The sequence below is a fragment of the Sphaerotilus microaerophilus genome (assembly GCF_023734135.1).
Taxonomy (GTDB): domain Bacteria; phylum Pseudomonadota; class Gammaproteobacteria; order Burkholderiales; family Burkholderiaceae_C; genus Sphaerotilus; species Sphaerotilus microaerophilus.
In genome coordinates this window covers 5,583,769-5,601,480 of sequence record NZ_AP025730.1, presented here as the reverse complement: position 1 = coordinate 5,601,480, position 17,712 = coordinate 5,583,769, and the positions used below count along the sequence as shown (strand labels likewise).

Genomic DNA, 17,712 nt, shown 5'->3' with positions numbered 1-17,712 from the left:
TATATTAAATAATCTAGTTTGATTTAAACGTTTGCGTAAGTCCTACTTCTCTTGCCTTGCCTACCAGTAACCCATGATCTTTGGTTTCAATTGCACAGCGGGATGCCATGAATTCGAGAAAAGTTCGATGTTTGAAATCCACTTTATCATGTTCCGGCTCTCGCAGTACTCCCGATCGCTCGTGCAAAGCGTCGTATATCTTCTCTGGCGCGTACTTGTCTATATTTGAAAGTCTTGCTTTGAGAACGTTTATTTGTTCAATGGCTAGAGATTTATCTATGTCGCTGTAATTGTTGCGGAGCATCCAGTAAGCTAAACCGTCCAGTAAAGTCTTCTTCTCATCGAGATTAAGCGGTGGTAGGTCGAGGTTTTCGACGCCTCGCTCTGCATCGCGATGATGCATCAGGATATCTAGCAACGCAGCATAGAGTCCCATCCTGTCGCTGTGGATCCTTTGATGGTGTTCAAAGTTGATCGCGCAGATCATCGCGCACATCAATGGGCTTGATGCTATTTGAGCAACAGCCGGACGTTCATGAAGGGTTTTGCGAAGAGATTCCTCGCTATGGCTAAGCAGCTTCCTTTCATCTTCCGAGACCTCCGGTCTCGCGGCCTCATGCCAATGAGCAATGAATTGCTCGCAATCATGCAGTGACATGGACTCAAGATTCAATGTCAGGAATCTATCTGCGTTGAATTGTTCCTGAAGGGAGCGGCCTTCATGTAACCGCTCAAGGGCAGCGGGTCGTGAGCTAATTACCCAAACAGACTTGGGTGTTTGTGCTGCGAAGCGGTTGATCCACTCATGCCATTTTATTCTTTGTTTTGTTGGTAATTCATCTAGGCCGTCGAGGATAAAGAGTGCACCTGTACTCATTCTTTCGTGAGCCCAGTTTTGAGGCATAGCATTCAGAATGCTGTTTGCAAACGATTCGATCAGTTTTGTGGGGTGCGGTGGCTCTATGATTGTAGAGTAATCCCTGAGCTTGGCAAAAACCGGAATCAGCCCAACCCATGATCGCATATTGGAGGGGAGATCATTTCGCGCAGAACGTACTGCTAACCATTGCATGAAAGTGGTTTTTCCGCCGCCTGCATCACCTCGAACCAGCATCTTCTTGGCTCTCTGTAGTTGATTGCTCGTGGCAGCCGTCTCACCTCCACTAATTGTCGATGGAATCTGCACGTATGCAGTCGATAGCCCATATTTTTTATTTCGCCCGCCGACCAAGGTTAGACCTAAAAGTTCAATTTGATCCAGTTGATGTATTAGTTGTCGTCGATAGGCTGTCTCAAACTCAGTATCCTCTCTACTACGCGAGTCTGTTCTTGAAGCCGCTACATTCAAGATGTCTTCCCCATGCTTTAGTAATTTCTGTAAAACTCTTCTGTTATCGTCGTCTCGTTGTAGTAGCTCTTGAAATACCCTGATTTCAAGATTGGGCAGTTTCTCTGCGATTGTTACAATGCGAACTGAGCATATTTCCGCTATCAGGTCTCCAAGAGCTAGGGTGCTGCTATCCACATGACCTTGAATCCGTCTAGCCTCCTTTCTCAGTTCATTAGATAGAAGGCCAGGATTTAAACTGCCCTTTACTACGAGACTTGTAACGTCAATATTTTCTATTGCCTGCTTGATAGCCTCAATTGCTGAGTTCTTGTTGTTTTCTTTTAATCCGGAGAATTCAATGGTTATCTTTTCTTCTATGTGCTTGCAAACTCCAATAAGTAAGTCTTCCAGGAAATGCTTTGATTTTGTTTGTTCAATTAGGTCTGTCCCATATTTTTTGGCAAGAAAATCTATGGCGCTAGAGCTGGAGGTTGTTGCAAATGAGTCATGTCCAAATTTGTACTTGGCCACTGCTTTAAACAGTGCTGGGGCTAACTTCGTAATCAGTACTTCTAGTAGCGACATGAAATCCTCCTGTATCAGTGACTTGATATTGGATCAAGGCTGATGTTTGGTAGATAAATGGACGATGCTTGATTGACAATGTTCAAAACATTGTCGGTGCAAGGTAGTGGTGTTATATTGTGTCTATATGAAACATATGGGTCGGTGTGTGTCAACATTGATCTGAGTAGATTTGGTGCCTAGTGGTTCCTGTCTCGCAGTGCGCAAGTGGCGCGATTCAGACCGAGTCAAGGCCGATGTCCGGCTGCCGGCACGCCCCCGCATCGACGCCCGGCCTGCCAAGATCCGCTAACCCAGCAGCCGAGCGTCATAGCTGAACCCATGAACACGACCGAAATCTTCCTGATCGCGATGCTGATCATCTTCAGCCTGCCCTACCTGGTATGGCGGCTCGGGCGCACCGACTACTACGCGCCGCTGGTGGTGGTGCAGATCGTCGCGGGCATCCTGCTCGGGCCGGGGGTGCTGGGTGCGGCGTTTCCAGACTACTACCGCTTCGTCTTCAACCCGCAGGTCATCACCGCGCTCAATGGCGTGGCCTGGTGGGCGGTGATGCTGTTCGTCTGGATCGCCGGCATCGAGCTGGACCTGCGCCAGGCCTGGGCGCACCGGCGCGAGAGCGGCATCACCGCCGGGCTGGCGCTGGGCGCACCGCTGGTGCTGGGCTGTGTGGCCGCCATCGCCATGCTGGCCGTGCCGGGCTGGATCGGGCCGAAGGCCGAGCGCTGGCAGTTCGTGCTCGGCGTGGGCATGTCCTGCGCGGTGACGGCGCTGCCGATCCTGATTCTGTTGATGGAGAAGCTGGAGATCCTGCGCCGCCCGATCGGCCAGCGCATCCTGCGCTACGCCAGCCTGGACGACATCGCCATCTGGGGCGTGCTCGCGCTGATCCTGCTGGACTGGCAGCGCGTGGGCAAGCAGGCCGCCTTCCTGGCGCTGTTCGGCCTGACCAGCGTGCTGCTGCGCAAGCTGATGCTGCGCATCCCGGAGCGTGACCGCTGGTACGTCGGCCTGATCTGGCTGGCCGCCTGTGCCTTCGGCGCGGACTGGTCGGGCCTGCACTTCATGGTCGGCGCCTTCCTGGCCGGCGCGGTGATGGATTCGCACTGGTTCGACCAGGCGCAGATGGACCTGCTGCGCCACCACGTGCTGCTGGTGATGATGCCGGTGTTCTTCCTGAGCACCGGGCTGCGCACCAACTGGGACATCAGCGCGGGAGGCGGTGGAGGAGGCGGCTTTGCCGCGGTGTTTCTGGCGGCGGGCTGGCTGCTGCTGGCCTCGGTGGTGGGCAAGCTCGCGGGCATTCACGCCGCCGGTCGGGTCCTCGGCTGGCAGCGCGGCGAGGCCTCGCTGATCGGCTGGCTGCTGCAGACCAAGGCGCTGATCATGATCATCTTCGCCAACATCCTGCTGGACAAGGCGGTGATCACCAACGCCACCTTCACCGCGCTGCTGCTGATGGCCGTGGCCAGCACCATGCTGACGGTGCCGGTGGTGACGCCGATGCTGCGGCGGCTGGAGGCGGTGCTGGGGCGCTCGGGCTGACGGTGGCGAATCAGCCAGGCTCGTTGTCGGGTAGCACCGTTTTCGCCACCGTGCTGCCCATCCACGGCCGGTCGTGCTCGGCCAGGTACGTTTCGCCTTCTTCGAGGATGAAGTAGCGAAAGGCCTCGGCCGCTGGCGACAGCACGCGTGACTGCAGGCGCACCACGTTCCACATGCGCATCACCGGCGTGTCCTCGACGTGCACCAGCTCGATCACGCCGGCCTGCAGCTCCAGGCCCAGGGTGTGCAGGCTCAGGAAGCTCAGGCCCATGCCGGCCATCACCGCCTGCTTGATGGTCTCGTTGCTGGACATCTCCATCGCGATGCGCGGCTCGACTCGATGGTCCTGGAAGAAGCGGTCCATCAGCGCGCGCGTGCCCGAGGCCGCCTCGCGCACGATCAGCGGGTAGTTGGCCAGCGCCGCCACTGGCGGGTGGCCCGAGCGCAGGATCGGGTGGTCCGGTGGTGCGACGAAGACGTGCGGGTGCGCCGCGAAGGGCTCCGCGCGCGTGGCCAGCTCGCGCGGCGGGCGTCCCATGATCGCCAGGTCCACCTCGCCGTTGACCATCAGCGCGACCAGCTGTTCGCGGTTGCCGGTGACCTGCAGCTTCACCTCCACGCCCGGGTGCTCTTCGCGGAATTTCACCAGCAGCCGCGGCACGAAGTACTTCGCGGTGCTGACCAGCCCGACGCTCAGCAGCCCGGTCTCCAGCTTGCGAAAGCGCGCCATCGCGTCGTCCGCATCCTTCAGCGTGGCCAGCAGCCGCTTGGCGTAGACCAGGAAGTACTCGCCCGCGGTGGTCAGCGTCACCTTGCGGCCCTGGCGGTCGAACAGCGGCAGCTCGATGGCCGACTCCAGCTCCTTGACCTGCATCGTCACCGCCGGGGGCGTGAGGTGCAGCGCCTCGGCTGCCCGCACGAAGCTCAGGTGGCGCGCCACCTCGACGAAGACGCGCAGCTGGCGGAAGGTGACGGTTCTCATCGCGTCATGGGTTGGGCGACACTGCTCAGACCCGCCGCACGGGCCCTGGGTATTGCGCCACCAGGGCGTCCGCCGTCAACAGCGTGATGCCCTCGGTCAGCGCCTGGGCCACCAGCAGCCGGTCAAACGGGTCGCGGTGCAGGGGCGGCAGGCCGCTCACCGCCACTGCGTGGGCGCTGGTGATCGGCAGCTCGGTGTAGCCGTTGTCCAGCAGGCCGCGGCGCAGCACCCGGGCATCGACACGGAAGTCGTCCCGGCCCAGTCCGGCCTTGATCGTCACTTCCCACAGGCTGGCGGCACTGAAGACCAGCTCGTGGGCGGGCGACTCGATCAACTCGCGGGCGGCCTCGGGCAGGCGGTCGGGCATGCCTGCAGCCCAAAGCAGCAGATGGGTGTCGAGCAGCAGCTTCATGGTGTGCCGCCGCCGAACAGCCGCTCGATATCGTCGGCGCCCATGCGGTCGAAGTCGTCCGGTACGCTGATCTCGCCAGTCAGGAAGCCGGTGCGGCGCATGTGCCCCGCCTCCGGGGTGGCCAGCGCCATCACCTTGACCAATGCCTTGCCAGCCTTGGCAATCACGAAGGGCTCGCCTTGTGCGGCGCGCTCCACCAGCCGCGAGAGGTGGGTCTTGGCTTCGTGGATGTTGACGGTTTCCATCGTGTTTCGACCGGACTAAGTCCGTCTAGTTTAACCAGTCTCAAGGCGTTCAACGGGTTGGTTGGATTCGATTTAGTTTCCCTGAATCGAAACACAAACATCAGTGAATTTACCTTAAACAACCCGCTGCCTACATTGCAGTCACCGGGCCGTCATCTCTCGCGTCTCTTCCTCTCCTTCCTGCTTTCGGCGGCCCGGTCTTTTCGGATCCTTTGGTGCCGCCATGAACTTCCGCATCGCCCCCAGCATCCTCTCGGCCGACTTTGCCCGCCTGGGTGAGGAGGTGCGCAACGTCATCGCCGCCGGCGCCGACTGGATCCACTTCGACGTGATGGACAACCATTACGTGCCCAACCTGACCTTCGGCCCGATGGTCTGCCAGGCGCTGAAGAAGCATGCGGTCAAGCCCGACGGCAGCCCGGCCCCGATCGACGTGCACCTGATGGTGCAGCCGGTGGATGCGCTGGCCCTCGACTTCGCCAAGGCCGGCGCGGACATCATCACCTTCCACCCCGATGCGTCCACCCACGTGGACCGCACGCTGCAGCTGATCCGTGGCGCGGGCTGCCAGGCCGGGCTGGTGTTCAACCCGGCCATGCCCATCGACGTGCTGGAGTGGACGATCGACCAGGTCGACGTGATCCTGCTGATGAGCGTGAACCCCGGCTTCGGCGGCCAGAGCTTCATCGAGCACACGCTGCGCAAGGCCGAGCGGGTGCGGCGGCTCATTGACCAGTCCGGCCGGGACATCCGCCTGGAGATCGACGGCGGGGTCAAGGTGGACAACATCCGCCGCATCGCCGACGCCGGTGCCGACACCTTCGTGGCCGGCAGCGCGATCTTCGGCAAGCCCGACTACCGCGCCGTGATCGACGCGATGCGCGCCGAGCTCGAAGGCGCCCGCTAGTCCCCCGCTAGTCCCCTCTCGCTCCCAGAAATCCGACGACAACCCAGTGAGCCTCCCACCATGCCTTTGTCCAGCCGGTCCACCCTGACCCAGTACCTCATCGCCCAGCGGCGCCGCTTCCCCGGTGCCAGCGGGGATCTGAACGCCCTGATCCTGGATGTGTCGCTCGCCTGCAAGGCGATCGCCCGCACCGTCGCCTTCGGCGAGCTGGCAGACGGCCTGGGGGCGGCGGTGAACGCCGCGGTGGGCGGCGAGACCAACGTGCAGGGCGAGGTGCAGAAGCCCCTGGACGTGCTGTCCAACGAGGTCTTCCTGCGCCGCAACGAGTGGTCCGGCACGCTGGCGGGCATGGCCTCCGAGGAGATGGAAGAGCCTTCGCAGATCCCGGCGGCGCACCCGCGCGGCAAGTACCTGCTGGTGTTCGACCCGCTGGACGGCAGCTCCAACATCGACGTCAACGTCTCGGTGGGCAGCATCTTCTCGATCCTGCGTGCGCCGCAGGACGTCATCGACAGCGGCCGCGACGTGGTGGAGGCCGACTTCCTGCAGCCCGGCGCCAGCCAGGTGGCCGCCGGCTACGCGCTCTACGGGCCGACGACGATGTTCATGCTCAGCGTCGGCAACGGCGTGGCCGGCTTCACGCTGAACCCGAACCTGGGTGAGTTCATGCTGACGCACCCGGATGTGCGCGTACCGGCGGACACGCACGAGTTCGCGATCAACGCGTCGAACTCGCGCTTCTGGGAGCCGCCGGTCAAGCGCTACGTCGACGAGTGCCTGGCCGGCAAGACCGGGCCGCGCGGGCGCGACTTCAATATGCGCTGGATTGCCAGCATGGTGGCCGAGGCGCACCGCATCCTGATGCGCGGCGGCGTGTTCATGTACCCGCGCGACATGAAGGACCCGTCCAAGCCCGGCCGGCTGCGCCTGCTCTACGAGGCCAACCCGATCGGCTTCCTGATGGAGCAGGCGGGCGGGCGCGCCTCCACCGGCCGCCAGCCGATGCTGGGCGTGAAGCCCAGCGCGCTGCACCAGCGCATCGGCCTGGTGTTCGGCTCGAAGAACGAGGTCGAGCGCATCGAGCGCTACCACCACGAGCCGGTCACCCGTGAGGCGCCCGCGCCCCTCTTTCAAGAGCGCAGCTTGTTCCGCGATTGAGCCGCCCGCACCGAATTTTTCAGCATCCAGGAGATCCACCATGTCCGAGAGACACCCGATCATCGCCATCACCGGCTCGTCCGGCGCGGGCACCTCGTCGGTGACGCGCACCTTCGAGAACATCTTCCGCCGCGAGAAGATCCAGGCCGCCGTCATCGAGGGCGACAGCTTCCACCGTTACGACCGCCTGGAGATGCGCAAGCGCCAGGCCGAGGCGGAGAAGGGCGGCAACAAGCACTTCAGCCACTTCGGGCCGGAGAACAACCTCTTCCCCGAGCTGGAGGCGCTGTTCCGCAGCTATGGCGAATGCGGCAACGGCAAGCGCCGCAAGTACCTGCACGACCCCGGCGAGGCGGCGCCCTACAAGCAGGACCCCGGCACCTTCACGCCCTGGGAGGACCTGCCGGCCGACACCGACCTGCTGTTCTACGAGGGCCTGCACGGCGCGGTGGTGACGCCGGAGATCGACATCGCCCGCCACCCGGACCTGCTGATCGGCGTGGTGCCGGTGATCAACCTGGAGTGGGTGCAGAAGCTCTACCGCGACAAGAACGTGCGCGGCTACAGCGCCGAGGCGGTGACCGACACCATCCTGCGCCGCATGCCCGATTACGTGCACTACATCTGCCCGCAGTTCGAGCACACGCACGTCAACTTCCAGCGCGTGCCGGTGGTGGATACCTCCAACCCCTTCATCGCCCGCGACATTCCCACCGCCGACGAGTCGCTCTGCGTGATCCGCTTCGCCAACCCGAAGGGCATCGATTTCCCCTACCTGCTCAACATGATCAACAACTCGTGGATGAGCCGGGCCAACACCCTGGTGGTGCCGGGCGGAAAGATGGAGCTGGCGATGCAGCTGATCTTCACGCCCTACATCTGGCGAATGATGGAGCGCCGTCGTCGCTCGATTGGTGTCCTCTGAGCCGGAAGAACGAACAGGAGCAATCACACCATGGCAAGTTCTTCAACGGATCGCGTGCTGCGCCCGGACAACGGCCAGCGCAACGAGCTGGCCAACGCGCTGCGGGCGCTGGCGATGGATGCGGTGCAGCAGGCCAACTCCGGTCACCCCGGCGCGCCGATGGGCATGGCCGAGATGGCGGTGGCGCTGTGGACGCGCCACCTGCGGCACAACCCGGCCGACCCGCAGTGGTGGGACCGTGACCGCTTCGTGCTCAGCAACGGCCACGCCAGCATGCTGCTCTATGCGCTGCTGCACCTCACCGGCTACGACCTGCCGATCGAGCAGCTCCAGCGCTTCCGCCAGCGCGGCAGCCTGACGCCCGGCCACCCGGAGGTGGACCACACCCCGGGCGTGGAAACCACCACCGGCCCGCTGGGCCAGGGCCTCACCAACGCGGTGGGCATGGCGCTGGCCGAGAAGCTGCTGGCCGACGAGTTCAACCGCCCCGGCCACACGGTGGTGGACCACCGCACCTGGGTCTTCCTGGGCGACGGCTGCCTGATGGAGGGCATCAGCCAGGAGGCCATCTCGCTGGCCGGGGTGTGGAAGCTCGCCAAGCTGACCGCGCTCTACGACGACAACGGCATCAGCATCGACGGTGCGGTGCCGAGCTGGTTTGCCGATGACACCGCCGGGCGTTTTGCCGCCTGCGGCTGGAACGTGGTCGGCCCGGTGGATGGCCACGACGTGGCCGCGCTGGACGAAGCCTTGCGCGAGGCGCGTGCCAGCAGCGACCGTCCCACGCTGGTGATCTGCCGCACCACCATCGGCAAGGGCTCGCCGGCCCGCGCCGGCACCGCCAAGTCGCACGGCGAGCCCCTCGGCAAGGAAGAGATCGCCGCGACCCGCGCGGCGCTGGGCTGGCCGGCTGCGCCCTTCGAGGTGCCGGCTGATATCGCCGCGGCCTGGAACGCCCGTGCCGCCGGCGCCGACGCCCAGGGCGCCTGGCGCGCCGGCTGGGAGGCCTATCGCAGCGCCTTTCCGGCCGAAGCGGCCGAGCTGGAGCGCCGCATGAGCGGTCAGCTGCCGCGCGACTTCGAGGGCGACCTGCAGGGCTGGATCGCCGAGGCGCAGCTCAAGGCCGACACCGTCGCCTCGCGCAAGGCCTCGCAGAAGTCCATCGCGCGGCTGGCCCCGGCGCTGCCGGAGCTGCTGGGTGGCTCGGCCGACCTGACCGGCTCCAACCTCACCGACTGGCCGGGCTGCGGCGCAGTGCGTGGCGGGGAGTCCGGCGGCCGGCACATCAACTACGGTGTGCGCGAGTTCGGCATGGCCGCGATCATGAACGGCATCGCGCTGCACGGCGGGTTCATCCCCTTCGGCGGCACCTTCATGACCTTCAGCGACTACAGCCGCAACGCGATCCGCATGGCGGCGCTGATGAACCGCCGCGTCATCCACGTGCTGACGCACGACTCCATCGGCCTGGGCGAGGATGGCCCCACCCACCAGCCAGTGGAGCACGCCGCCAGCCTGCGGCTGATCCCGAACCTGGACGTCTGGCGCCCCTGCGACGAGGCCGAGACGCTGGTGGCCTGGGGCAGCGCGGTCACCCAGCCGCGCCGGCCGAGCGCGCTGCTGCTGTCGCGCCAGAACCTGCCGGCGCAGACCCGCACGCCGGAGCAGACCGCGGCCATCTGGCGCGGCGGCTATGTGCTCAGCGACCGGCCGCAGCCGCGTGCGGCGATCCTGGCCACTGGCTCGGAGGTCGGCCTGGCGATGGCGGCGCAGGCGCTGCTGGACGCGCGCGGCCTGCCGGTGCGGGTGGTGTCGATGCCCTCGACCAGCGTGTTCGACCGCCAGGAACGCGCCTGGCGCGACGCGGTGCTGCCGCGCGACCTGCCGAGCGTGGCGGTGGAGGCCGGGGTGTCGAAGCTCTGGGCGTCTTACGGCTGCACGGCGGTGCTGGGCATCGACCGCTACGGCGAGTCCGCGCCTGGCCCCGAGCTGATGAAGGCCTTCGGCTTCACGCCCGAGCACCTGGCCGAACTGGTGGCCGGCGAGGTCGGCAGCGAGCCGCAGATCGAGCGTTCGTCCAACTGACCCGCACCCGAGGCCCACCCATGCGCTACAGCGTCATCTCCTTCGACCTCGACGGCACCCTGGTGGACACCGGCGCCGAGATTGCCATCGCGGTCAACCGCACGCTGGCCGAGTTCGGCCTGCCGCGCCAGCCGGATGCGTTGATCCTCGGCTTCGTCGGCGCGGGCACCCGCACCACCCTGCAGCGCACGCTGGACCACCTCTGCGAGCGCGACAGCGTGTGCGTGAACGAGCGCTGCCGTGCCGCGATGGGGCCGCGGCTGGATGCGATCTACGGCGCGGTGGCCGGCTCCAGCGCGCGGGCCTACCCCGGCTGCCAGGCGGCGCTGCGCGCGCTGCGCCTGGGCGGCGTCAAGCTGGCCTGCCTGACCAACAAGGAGCACCGTCATGCCGTGAAGGTGCTGCAGGGTACCGGTCTGCTGGAGGCCTTCGACTACGTCGTCGGCGGCGACCTGCTGCCGCAGCCCAAGCCCCACCCGCAGGCGCTGCGGCATGTGCTGGCCGTGCTGGGTGGCGAGCCGCAGCGGGCCGCCCATGTGGGCGACTCGGCCACCGACGTCGAGACCGCCCGCGCCGCCGGCGCCGAGGCCTGGTTCGTGCCCTGGGGCTACCCCGGCGGACGTGCCGATGCCGGTCGCGATGCTGATCGCCACTTCACCGGCCTGCCCGAGATCGCCGACTTCGTGCTCAGCGCCAACCGCAGCCACGCCGACACGGCGCCCGCGCGGCTGGCCGCCTGAGCCCATCCAGATCCCTCCCCCTTTCCTCCTTCCATTTCTTCCGAGGCATTTCCGATGGCCCTGATTGCCCTGCGCCAACTGCTGGACCACGCCGCCGACCACGGCTACGGCGTGCCCGCCTTCAACGTCAACAACCTCGAACAGATCCACGCCATCATGCAGGCCGCCCAGGCCACCGACAGCCCGGTGATCCTGCAGGCGAGCGCCGGGGCGCGCAAGTACGCCGGTGAGGCCTATCTGCGTCACATGGTGCTGGCAGCCATCGAGACGCACCCGGACATCCCGGTGTGCCTGCACCAGGACCACGGTGCCTCGCCAGCGGTGTGCATCCAGGCGATCCGCTCCGGCTTTTCGAGTGTGATGATGGACGGCTCGCTGCGCGAGGACGCCAAGACCCCGGCCAGCTACGACTACAACGTGGCCGTCACCGCCGAGGTCTGCAAGATGGCCCATGCGGTGGGCGTGTCGGTGGAGGGCGAGCTGGGCTGCCTGGGCTCGCTGGAAACCGGCGATGCGGGCGAGGAGGACGGCGTGGGCGCGGCGGGCAAGCTCACCCACGACCAGATGCTGACCGACCCGGTCGAGGCGCGGGATTTCGTGGCCCGCACGGGGGTGGATGCGTTGGCGATCGCGATCGGCACCAGCCACGGCGCCTACAAGTTCACCCGCCCACCCACCGGCGAGGTGCTGGCCATCGACCGCATTGCGCAGATCCACACCGCGGTGCCCAACACCCACCTGGTGATGCACGGCAGCTCCAGCGTGCCGCAGGAGTGGCTGGCGATCATCCGCCAGTACGGCGGCGAGCTGAAGGAGACCTACGGCGTGCCGGTGGAGGAGATCGTGCGCGGCATCGCCAGCGGCGTGCGCAAGGTCAACATCGACACCGACATCCGCCTGGCGATGTTCGGCGCGATGCGCCAGCTGATGGCCACGCAGCCCGGCGAGTTCGACCCGCGCAAGGCGCTGGCCGCGGCCACGAAGGCGGCGCAGGGCATCTGCCAGGCGCGCTTCGAGGCCTTCGGCTGCGCCGGCCAGGCCAGCCGCATCAAGCCCGTCGCGCTCGACGCGATGGTGCCGCGCTACCGCTGAGGGGCCGGGCGATGCCGCAGGCGCAGCACACCCTGGAGGCCCTGCTCTGGGACGTCGACGGCACGGTGGCCGAGACCGAGCGCGACGGCCACCGCGTCGCCTTCAACCAGGCCTTCGAGGCCGCCGGGCTGCCCTGGCACTGGGACGTGGCGCACTACGGCGCGCTGCTGGAGGTCACCGGCGGGCGCGAGCGCCTGCTGGCCGACATGGCCACCCGCGGCGACGCGCCCCACCGGGCCGAGGACCGTGAGGCGCTGGCCCGCCACCTGCATGCGCTGAAGAACGAGCGCTACGCGCGGCTGGTCGAGGCGGGCGCCATCGCCGCCCGGCCCGGGGTGCTGGAGGTCATGCGCGAGGCCCGCGCCGCCGGGTTGCGCCAGGCCATCGTGACCACCACCAGCCGCAGCAATGTGCAGGCGCTGTTTGCCCGCCTGCTGGGCGACGACTGGGCGGCGGGGTTCGAGGTGGTCTGCTGCGGCGAGGACACCCGGCGCAAGAAGCCCGACCCGGAGGTCTACCTGCTGGCGCTGCAGGCGCTCGGTCTGGTGCCGGCAGCGGCACTGGCGATCGAGGACTCGACGCCGGGCAGCCAGGCCGCCGGTGCGGCGGGGGTGCCGTTGCTGCTGCGCACGAGCGTGTACTTCCATGACGACGGACTGCCCGAGGGTGTGGTTGGCTGGCTCTGCCCGCCGGACGCACCCATCGACTTGGCGCTGCTGCGCCGCGTGCATGCGGAACTCGGCCGAGTCACGGCCCAGGCCTGAGGCTGCGCAGGGGCGGGTGGATCCACTTACTGTGTCGCCCACCCAAAGGGTAGAGTGCGCGCTGCACCCGGCCCCAGGAGGAAGCACATGACCTCATCTCGCCCCTTACCCGTTCGTGTCCCCGCCGTCGCCACCCTGGCCGGCGGGCTGCTGGCACTGGCTGCGCTGGGCACGGCAGGCCCTGCCGCTGCACAGGCACCGGCCTGGGTGCCGGAGATCTTCCGCGACGCTGACCTGCCGTTGGGCGAGAAGCTGATCCGGGAGAACAAGTGCAGCGAGTGCCATGTCCGCAACGTCGGCGGTGACGGTCTGAGCATCTACAACCCCAAGGGGCGCATCTCCACACCCGGTGCGCTGCGTGGCATGGTGGAGTACTGCAGCACGCAGCTGAACCTGGGCCTCTTTCCGGAAGAGGTCACGGCGGTGGCGGCGGTGCTGCAGCGCGACCACTACCGCTTCAGACCCTGACCTGGAACATGGCACGAGGTCTCGGGACGCACCCGTGGGCCTCAGCGCAATATCCGCCGTTACTTCTATTCGCGGGTGCGCATAAAATACCGCCGTTCAACCTGACGGGGAACTTGCACATGGAGCGCCTTGCCGACGCAGATACGGTGTTTGACTCGGTCGCCGAGCTGTTTTCGCTGCTGTCCACACCCATCCGGCTCAAGATCATCAGCTCGCTGTGCAAGGGCGAGAAGAACGTCACGCAGCTGCTGTCGGAGATCGACACCACGCAGCCCAACATGTCGCAGCACCTGTCCACGCTGTACCGGGCAGGGGTGCTCGGCAAGCGGCGCGACAGCACGCAGATCTACTACCGCCTGGAAAGCGAACGCGTGGCCACGCTTTGCCGCGCCGTGTGCACCCAGGTGGCGATGGAGATGGATCGCGACGTGCAGATGGCGCCGTCGGACCGCCTGCTGCCGCTGGGCGCGCGCTGACCGGCGCCAGCGGGCGGCCGCGGCGGGCCGCCCGTCAGCGCACCTTGCCCAGCAGCGTCTGCACGTCGTCGAGCATGTGGGCCAGCTCGGGCTCCTGTGCCTCGCTGACCCCCAGCTTCTGGCGCAGCTCCTGCTGCATGAAGCACACGGTCATGCGCACGTAGGCGCTGTCGAGCGCCTTGCGCACGGCGGCCATCTGGCTGGCAATGTCGAGGCAGGCATCGCCCGACTCGATCATCCGCTGGATGCCGCGCAACTGGCCCTCGGCGCGCTTGAGGCGGTTGAGCAGATCGGTGCGGGCGGATTCGTCCTGGAGTTGGGCCATGGTGCAGATCTCCGGGCTGGCCGGCATGGGGTGCTTGGAGTCTGGCATTGTCCCTGCTCCGGGTCGAATCGACTTCAGGGGATTCAGTAGGTTTCAGGGGGACCGGAGGCGCAGCTCAGCGGCTGCAGGCCGAGCCGCCTTCGGGCACGCCCAGCTTCTTGAGCAGGAAGCTCGGCGGGCAGAAGCCCGTGATGCCCGACTGGAACAGGTTGGCGCCGACGAAGGCGGTGAAGGCCAGGAACCACTTGCTCACGAAGATGGGGCTGCCTTCGACGCCCAGCGCCAGCGACAGCATGACGAAGAAACCGGCCATCAGGCGGATGTAGCGTTCGACGGTCATGGGGAGGTCCTTTCGGGGGTCAGGGGTACAACAAGAAGGATCGGCTCAGGCGCCGTGCTTGCGCCGGTAGACGGCGAAGTACAGCACCGGGATGACGACCAGCGTCAGCAGCGTCGAGACCAGGATGCCGAAGATCAGCGACACCGCCAGCCCGTTGAAGATCGGGTCATCGAGGATGAAGAAGGCGCCGATCATCGCGGCCAGCGCCGTCAGCGCGATCGGCTGGGCGCGCACCGCGGCGGAGGAGACCACCGCGTCCTTGAACGGCATGCCCTGCGCGGTCTGCAGGTCGATGAAGTCCACCAGCAGGATCGAGTTGCGCACGATGATGCCGGCCAGCGCGATCATGCCGATCATGCTGGTGGCGGTGTACTGCGCGCCCAGCAGCGCGTGGCCGGGCATCACGCCGATGATGGTCAGCGGGATCGGCGCCATGATGATCAGCGGCGTCACGTAGCTCTTGAACTGCGCCACCACCAGCAGGTAGATCAGGATCAGGCCCACGCCATAGGCCGCACCCATGTCGCGGAAGGTCTCGTAGGTGATCTGCCACTCGCCATCCCACTTCAGCGCGTACTGGCGGTAGGGGTCGGAGGGCTGGGCGATCCAGTACTCGCCGAGTTCGCCCACACCCAGCTCCTTGCTCAGTTCGGGCCCGCTCAGCTTGCCGCGGATGGCGAACAGGCCGTACAGCGGCGAGTCCAGCTTGCCGGCCATGTCGCCGAAGACGTAGCTCACGCCATGAAGATCCTTGGTGTAGAGCGGCTTGTCGATCACGCCACGCTCGACACGCACCAGCTCGGATAGCGGCACCAACTGGCCGTTGGCCGCACGCATCGGTAGCTGCAGCAGCGCGTCCAGCCCCACCTGGCGCTCGCGCGGCAGCTGCAGCCGCACGGGCACCGGGTGCTTGCTCTGGCCGTCGTGCAGGTAGGCCGCGTCCATGCCGGAGAGCGCACCCTGCACCGTCATCGCCACCGCGGCCACCGGGATGCCCAGCGATTCGGCGCGCTGGCGCTGCACGCGCAGGAAGGCGCGCGGCGCGTCCTCGCGCAGCGTGGTGTCGGTGCCGACGATGTCCGGCGTGGCGCTGAACGCCTTGGCGATGCGCGCGGCCACGCGCTGGCGGCCGGCCTCGTCGGGGCCGTAGACCTCCGCGACCAGCGGGCTCATCACCGGCGGGCCCGGCGGCACCTCGACCACCTTGACGCGCGCGCCCCAGGCCGCGCCGAGCTTCTCCAGCTCAGGGCGGTGGCGCTGGGCGATGGCGTGGCTCTTGTCGCTGCGGTGCGCCTTGTCGACCAGGTTCACCTGCAGGTCGCCCTGCTCGGCGTCGGCACGCAGGTAGTACTGGCGAACCAAGCCGTTGAAGGTGATCGGGCTGGCGGTGCCGGCGTAGCCCTGCAGGTCACGCACCTCGGGCTGTTTCGCCAGCCAGGCGCCCATGGCCTGCAGCGCCGCGGCGGTGTCCTCCACCGGCGTGCCGGCGGGCATCTCCACCACCACCTGGTACTCCGACTTGTTGTCGAAGGGCAGCATCTTCAGCACCACCCACTGAACGACGGCCAAGCCAACCGACAGCAGCAGCGCGGCCAGGATGCCCGCCAGCAGCAGCCAGCGCTTGCGGGCGCTGTCCAGGAAGGGCGTGAGGAGGGCGGTGAACAGCCGTGGCAGCTTCGCGGCCAGGCCCTTCGGCTCGGCATGGGCGGCATGACCCGTCGCGCCGTGCGGCTTCATCAGCCTCGCCGCCAGCCAGGGCGTGACGCTGAAGGCAATCGCCAGTGAAATGGCCATGCCCAACGACGAGTTGATCGGGATCGGGCTCATGTACGGGCCCATCAGGCCGGACACGAAGGCCATCGGCAGCAGCGCCGCAATCACGGTCAGCGTGGCCAGGATGGTCGGGCTGCCGACCTCCTCCACCGCGCCAGGTATGATCTGCAGCAGCGGCCGACCCGGGTAGAGCTGCTGGTGGCGGTGGATGTTCTCCACCACCACGATGGCATCGTCCACCAGGATGCCGATCGAGAAGATCAGCGCGAACAGGCTCACCCGGTTGAGCGTGAAGCCCCAGGCCCAGGAGGCGAACAGCGTGGCCGTGAGCGTCAGGATCACCGCCGCGCCGACGATCACCGCCTCGCGCCGGCCCAGCGCCAGGCCGACCAGCAGGATCACCGACGCGGTGGCGAAGGCCAGCTTCTGGATCAGCTTGTTGGCCTTCTCCGCTGCCGTCTCGCCATAGTCGCGCGTGATGCTCATCTCCACGCTGGCGGGGATGAGGGTGTTGCGCAGCTCGTCCAGGCGCGCACGCGCGGCGCGGGCCACGTCCACCGCGTTCTGGCCGGGCTTCTTGGTGACGGTGAGCGTCACCGCGGGGTAGACCTGCCCAGCGGGGGCAGCGCTGGCAGCCCCTTCAGAAGCGGGTGCCGAGCCGGGCGTGAACCAGACCGCGCTCTGCAGCTGCGCGGCGCCGTCGGTCACCTCGGCCACCTCGCGCAGGTAGACCGGCCGGCCGTTGTGGCTGCCCACCACCAGCGCGCCCACGTCCTCGGCCGAGCGCAGGAACTCGCCCGTCTCCACCGTCAGCATCTGTGGCGTGGCGCTGCCGCGCTGCGCCACCGTGCCGGCGGGCATCGCCAGGTTGGCCGCGGCAATGGTCTGCTTCAGGCGCAGCAGGTCCACGCCGCGCTCGCGCAGCCTGGCCGGCGCCAGGTGGACCTGCACCGTGCGCCCCGGGCCGCCGAGGGTCGCCACCTCGCGGCTGCCGGGCACGCGCTTGAGCTCCGCTTCCACGCTGCGGGCCACACGCTCCAGTTCCACCGCGGGGGTGCCCTCGCGGCTCCACAGCGTCACGCCCAGCACCGGCACGTCGTCGATGCCTTTGGGCTTGACGATGGGCGTCAGCGTGCCCAGGTCGCGCGGCAGCCAGTCCTGGTTGGCGTTGAGCACGTCGTACAGGCGCACCAGCGCCTCGGTGCGCGGCACGCCCACCTTGTACTGCACCGTCAGCACCGCCACGCCGGGGCGGGCCACCGAGTAGGTGTGCTCGATGCCGGCGATCTGGCTCAGCGCCTGCTCGGCCGGGCGGGCCACCATGTTCTGCACGTCCGCCGCGCTCGCCCCGGGGAAGGGGATCAGCACGTTGGCCATCGTCACGTTGATCTGCGGCTCCTCCTCGCGCGGCGTCACCAGCACCGCGAACAGGCCGAGCAGCAGGGCCACCAGCGCCAGCAGCGGCGTGATGGCGTTGTTCTGGAACAGCGCGGCCATGCGGCCGGAGATGCCCAGCGGGGCCTCGTCGGCGCCGGGGGGCGGCAGTTGGGATTGGCTCAT

The 17,712-nt window shown here is 66.5% G+C and carries 17 protein-coding genes; 10 read left to right on the top strand and 7 right to left on the bottom strand.

Features of this window, described 5'->3' with window-relative positions; translation table 11 throughout:
* Positions 1 to 13: 13 nt before the first annotated feature.
* A complete protein-coding gene (locus tag NGK70_RS24225) occupies positions 14 to 1,915 on the bottom strand; it encodes an NACHT domain-containing protein (RefSeq protein WP_251971000.1) in 1,902 nt (633 codons plus the stop codon).
* Positions 1,916 to 2,236: 321 nt separating this feature from the next.
* Between NGK70_RS24225 and NGK70_RS24220 the strand changes: the two genes are divergently transcribed.
* Positions 2,237 to 3,460: a cation:proton antiporter gene (locus NGK70_RS24220; protein ID WP_251970999.1), complete on the top strand. Its 1,224-nt coding sequence runs from the start codon at positions 2,237 to 2,239 to the stop codon at positions 3,458 to 3,460.
* Between the two features lie 10 nt (positions 3,461 to 3,470).
* Here the strand turns inward: NGK70_RS24220 and NGK70_RS24215 are convergent, their stop codons facing one another.
* From NGK70_RS24215 to NGK70_RS24205, 3 genes are read right to left on the bottom strand one after another with little or no spacing between them, the layout of a single operon-like run.
* Positions 3,471 to 4,442, bottom strand: a complete 972-nt coding sequence (locus NGK70_RS24215; RefSeq protein ID WP_251970998.1) for a LysR family transcriptional regulator — start codon at positions 4,440 to 4,442, stop codon at positions 3,471 to 3,473.
* 25 nt (positions 4,443 to 4,467) lie between these two features.
* Complete coding sequence (locus NGK70_RS24210) at positions 4,468 to 4,854, bottom strand: type II toxin-antitoxin system VapC family toxin (RefSeq protein ID WP_251970997.1); 387 nt, start codon at positions 4,852 to 4,854, stop codon at positions 4,468 to 4,470.
* Entirely contained in the window at positions 4,851 to 5,099 is a 249-nt protein-coding gene (locus NGK70_RS24205) for a type II toxin-antitoxin system Phd/YefM family antitoxin (protein ID WP_251970996.1), read from the bottom strand. Before NGK70_RS24205 ends, NGK70_RS24210 begins: the two co-directional genes overlap by 4 nt.
* 223 nt (positions 5,100 to 5,322) lie before the next feature.
* Between NGK70_RS24205 and rpe the strand changes: the two genes are divergently transcribed.
* The 9 genes from rpe (at position 5,323) to NGK70_RS24160 (ending at position 13,714) form a co-directional block, all read left to right on the top strand.
* The gene (rpe, locus tag NGK70_RS24200; RefSeq protein WP_251970995.1) at positions 5,323 to 6,006 is read left to right on the top strand and encodes a ribulose-phosphate 3-epimerase; all 684 of its coding nucleotides are present in this window, start codon (positions 5,323 to 5,325) and stop codon (positions 6,004 to 6,006) included.
* Between the two features lie 60 nt (positions 6,007 to 6,066).
* Positions 6,067 to 7,164 (top strand): class 1 fructose-bisphosphatase, encoded by a 1,098-nt coding sequence (locus NGK70_RS24195; protein WP_251970994.1) that lies wholly within the window; start codon positions 6,067 to 6,069, stop codon positions 7,162 to 7,164.
* A gap of 40 nt (positions 7,165 to 7,204) precedes the next feature.
* Entirely contained in the window at positions 7,205 to 8,089 is an 885-nt protein-coding gene (locus NGK70_RS24190; protein ID WP_251970993.1) for a phosphoribulokinase, read from the top strand.
* 30 nt (positions 8,090 to 8,119) lie between these two features.
* Positions 8,120 to 10,174 carry a transketolase gene (tkt, locus tag NGK70_RS24185; protein ID WP_251970992.1) on the top strand — a complete coding sequence of 685 codons (2,055 nt, stop codon included), beginning with the start codon at positions 8,120 to 8,122 and terminating at the stop codon, positions 10,172 to 10,174.
* A gap of 20 nt (positions 10,175 to 10,194) precedes the next feature.
* Positions 10,195 to 10,914 carry an HAD-IA family hydrolase gene (locus NGK70_RS24180; RefSeq protein WP_251970991.1) on the top strand — a complete coding sequence of 240 codons (720 nt, stop codon included), beginning with the start codon at positions 10,195 to 10,197 and terminating at the stop codon, positions 10,912 to 10,914.
* Between the two features lie 54 nt (positions 10,915 to 10,968).
* A complete protein-coding gene (gene fba / locus NGK70_RS24175; protein ID WP_251970990.1) occupies positions 10,969 to 12,006 on the top strand; it encodes a class II fructose-bisphosphate aldolase in 1,038 nt (345 codons plus the stop codon).
* An 11-nt stretch (positions 12,007 to 12,017) separates the two neighbouring features.
* The gene (locus tag NGK70_RS24170) at positions 12,018 to 12,770 is read left to right on the top strand and encodes an HAD-IA family hydrolase (RefSeq protein WP_251970989.1); all 753 of its coding nucleotides are present in this window, start codon (positions 12,018 to 12,020) and stop codon (positions 12,768 to 12,770) included.
* A gap of 87 nt (positions 12,771 to 12,857) precedes the next feature.
* Entirely contained in the window at positions 12,858 to 13,238 is a 381-nt protein-coding gene (locus tag NGK70_RS24165) for a hypothetical protein (protein WP_251970988.1), read from the top strand.
* A 119-nt stretch (positions 13,239 to 13,357) separates the two neighbouring features.
* The gene (locus NGK70_RS24160) at positions 13,358 to 13,714 is read left to right on the top strand and encodes an ArsR/SmtB family transcription factor (protein ID WP_251970987.1); all 357 of its coding nucleotides are present in this window, start codon (positions 13,358 to 13,360) and stop codon (positions 13,712 to 13,714) included.
* 34 nt (positions 13,715 to 13,748) lie between these two features.
* Here NGK70_RS24160 and NGK70_RS24155 read toward each other — a convergent pair whose 3' ends face one another.
* The 3 genes from NGK70_RS24155 to NGK70_RS24145 form a co-directional block, all read right to left on the bottom strand.
* Positions 13,749 to 14,039, bottom strand: a complete 291-nt coding sequence (locus NGK70_RS24155; RefSeq protein ID WP_251970986.1) for a metal-sensing transcriptional repressor — start codon at positions 14,037 to 14,039, stop codon at positions 13,749 to 13,751.
* Between the two features lie 115 nt (positions 14,040 to 14,154).
* Positions 14,155 to 14,379: a YgaP family membrane protein gene (locus NGK70_RS24150; protein ID WP_251970985.1), complete on the bottom strand. Its 225-nt coding sequence runs from the start codon at positions 14,377 to 14,379 to the stop codon at positions 14,155 to 14,157.
* Positions 14,380 to 14,424: 45 nt separating this feature from the next.
* Positions 14,425 to 17,712 carry an efflux RND transporter permease subunit gene (locus NGK70_RS24145; RefSeq protein WP_251970984.1) on the bottom strand — a complete coding sequence of 1,096 codons (3,288 nt, stop codon included), beginning with the start codon at positions 17,710 to 17,712 and terminating at the stop codon, positions 14,425 to 14,427.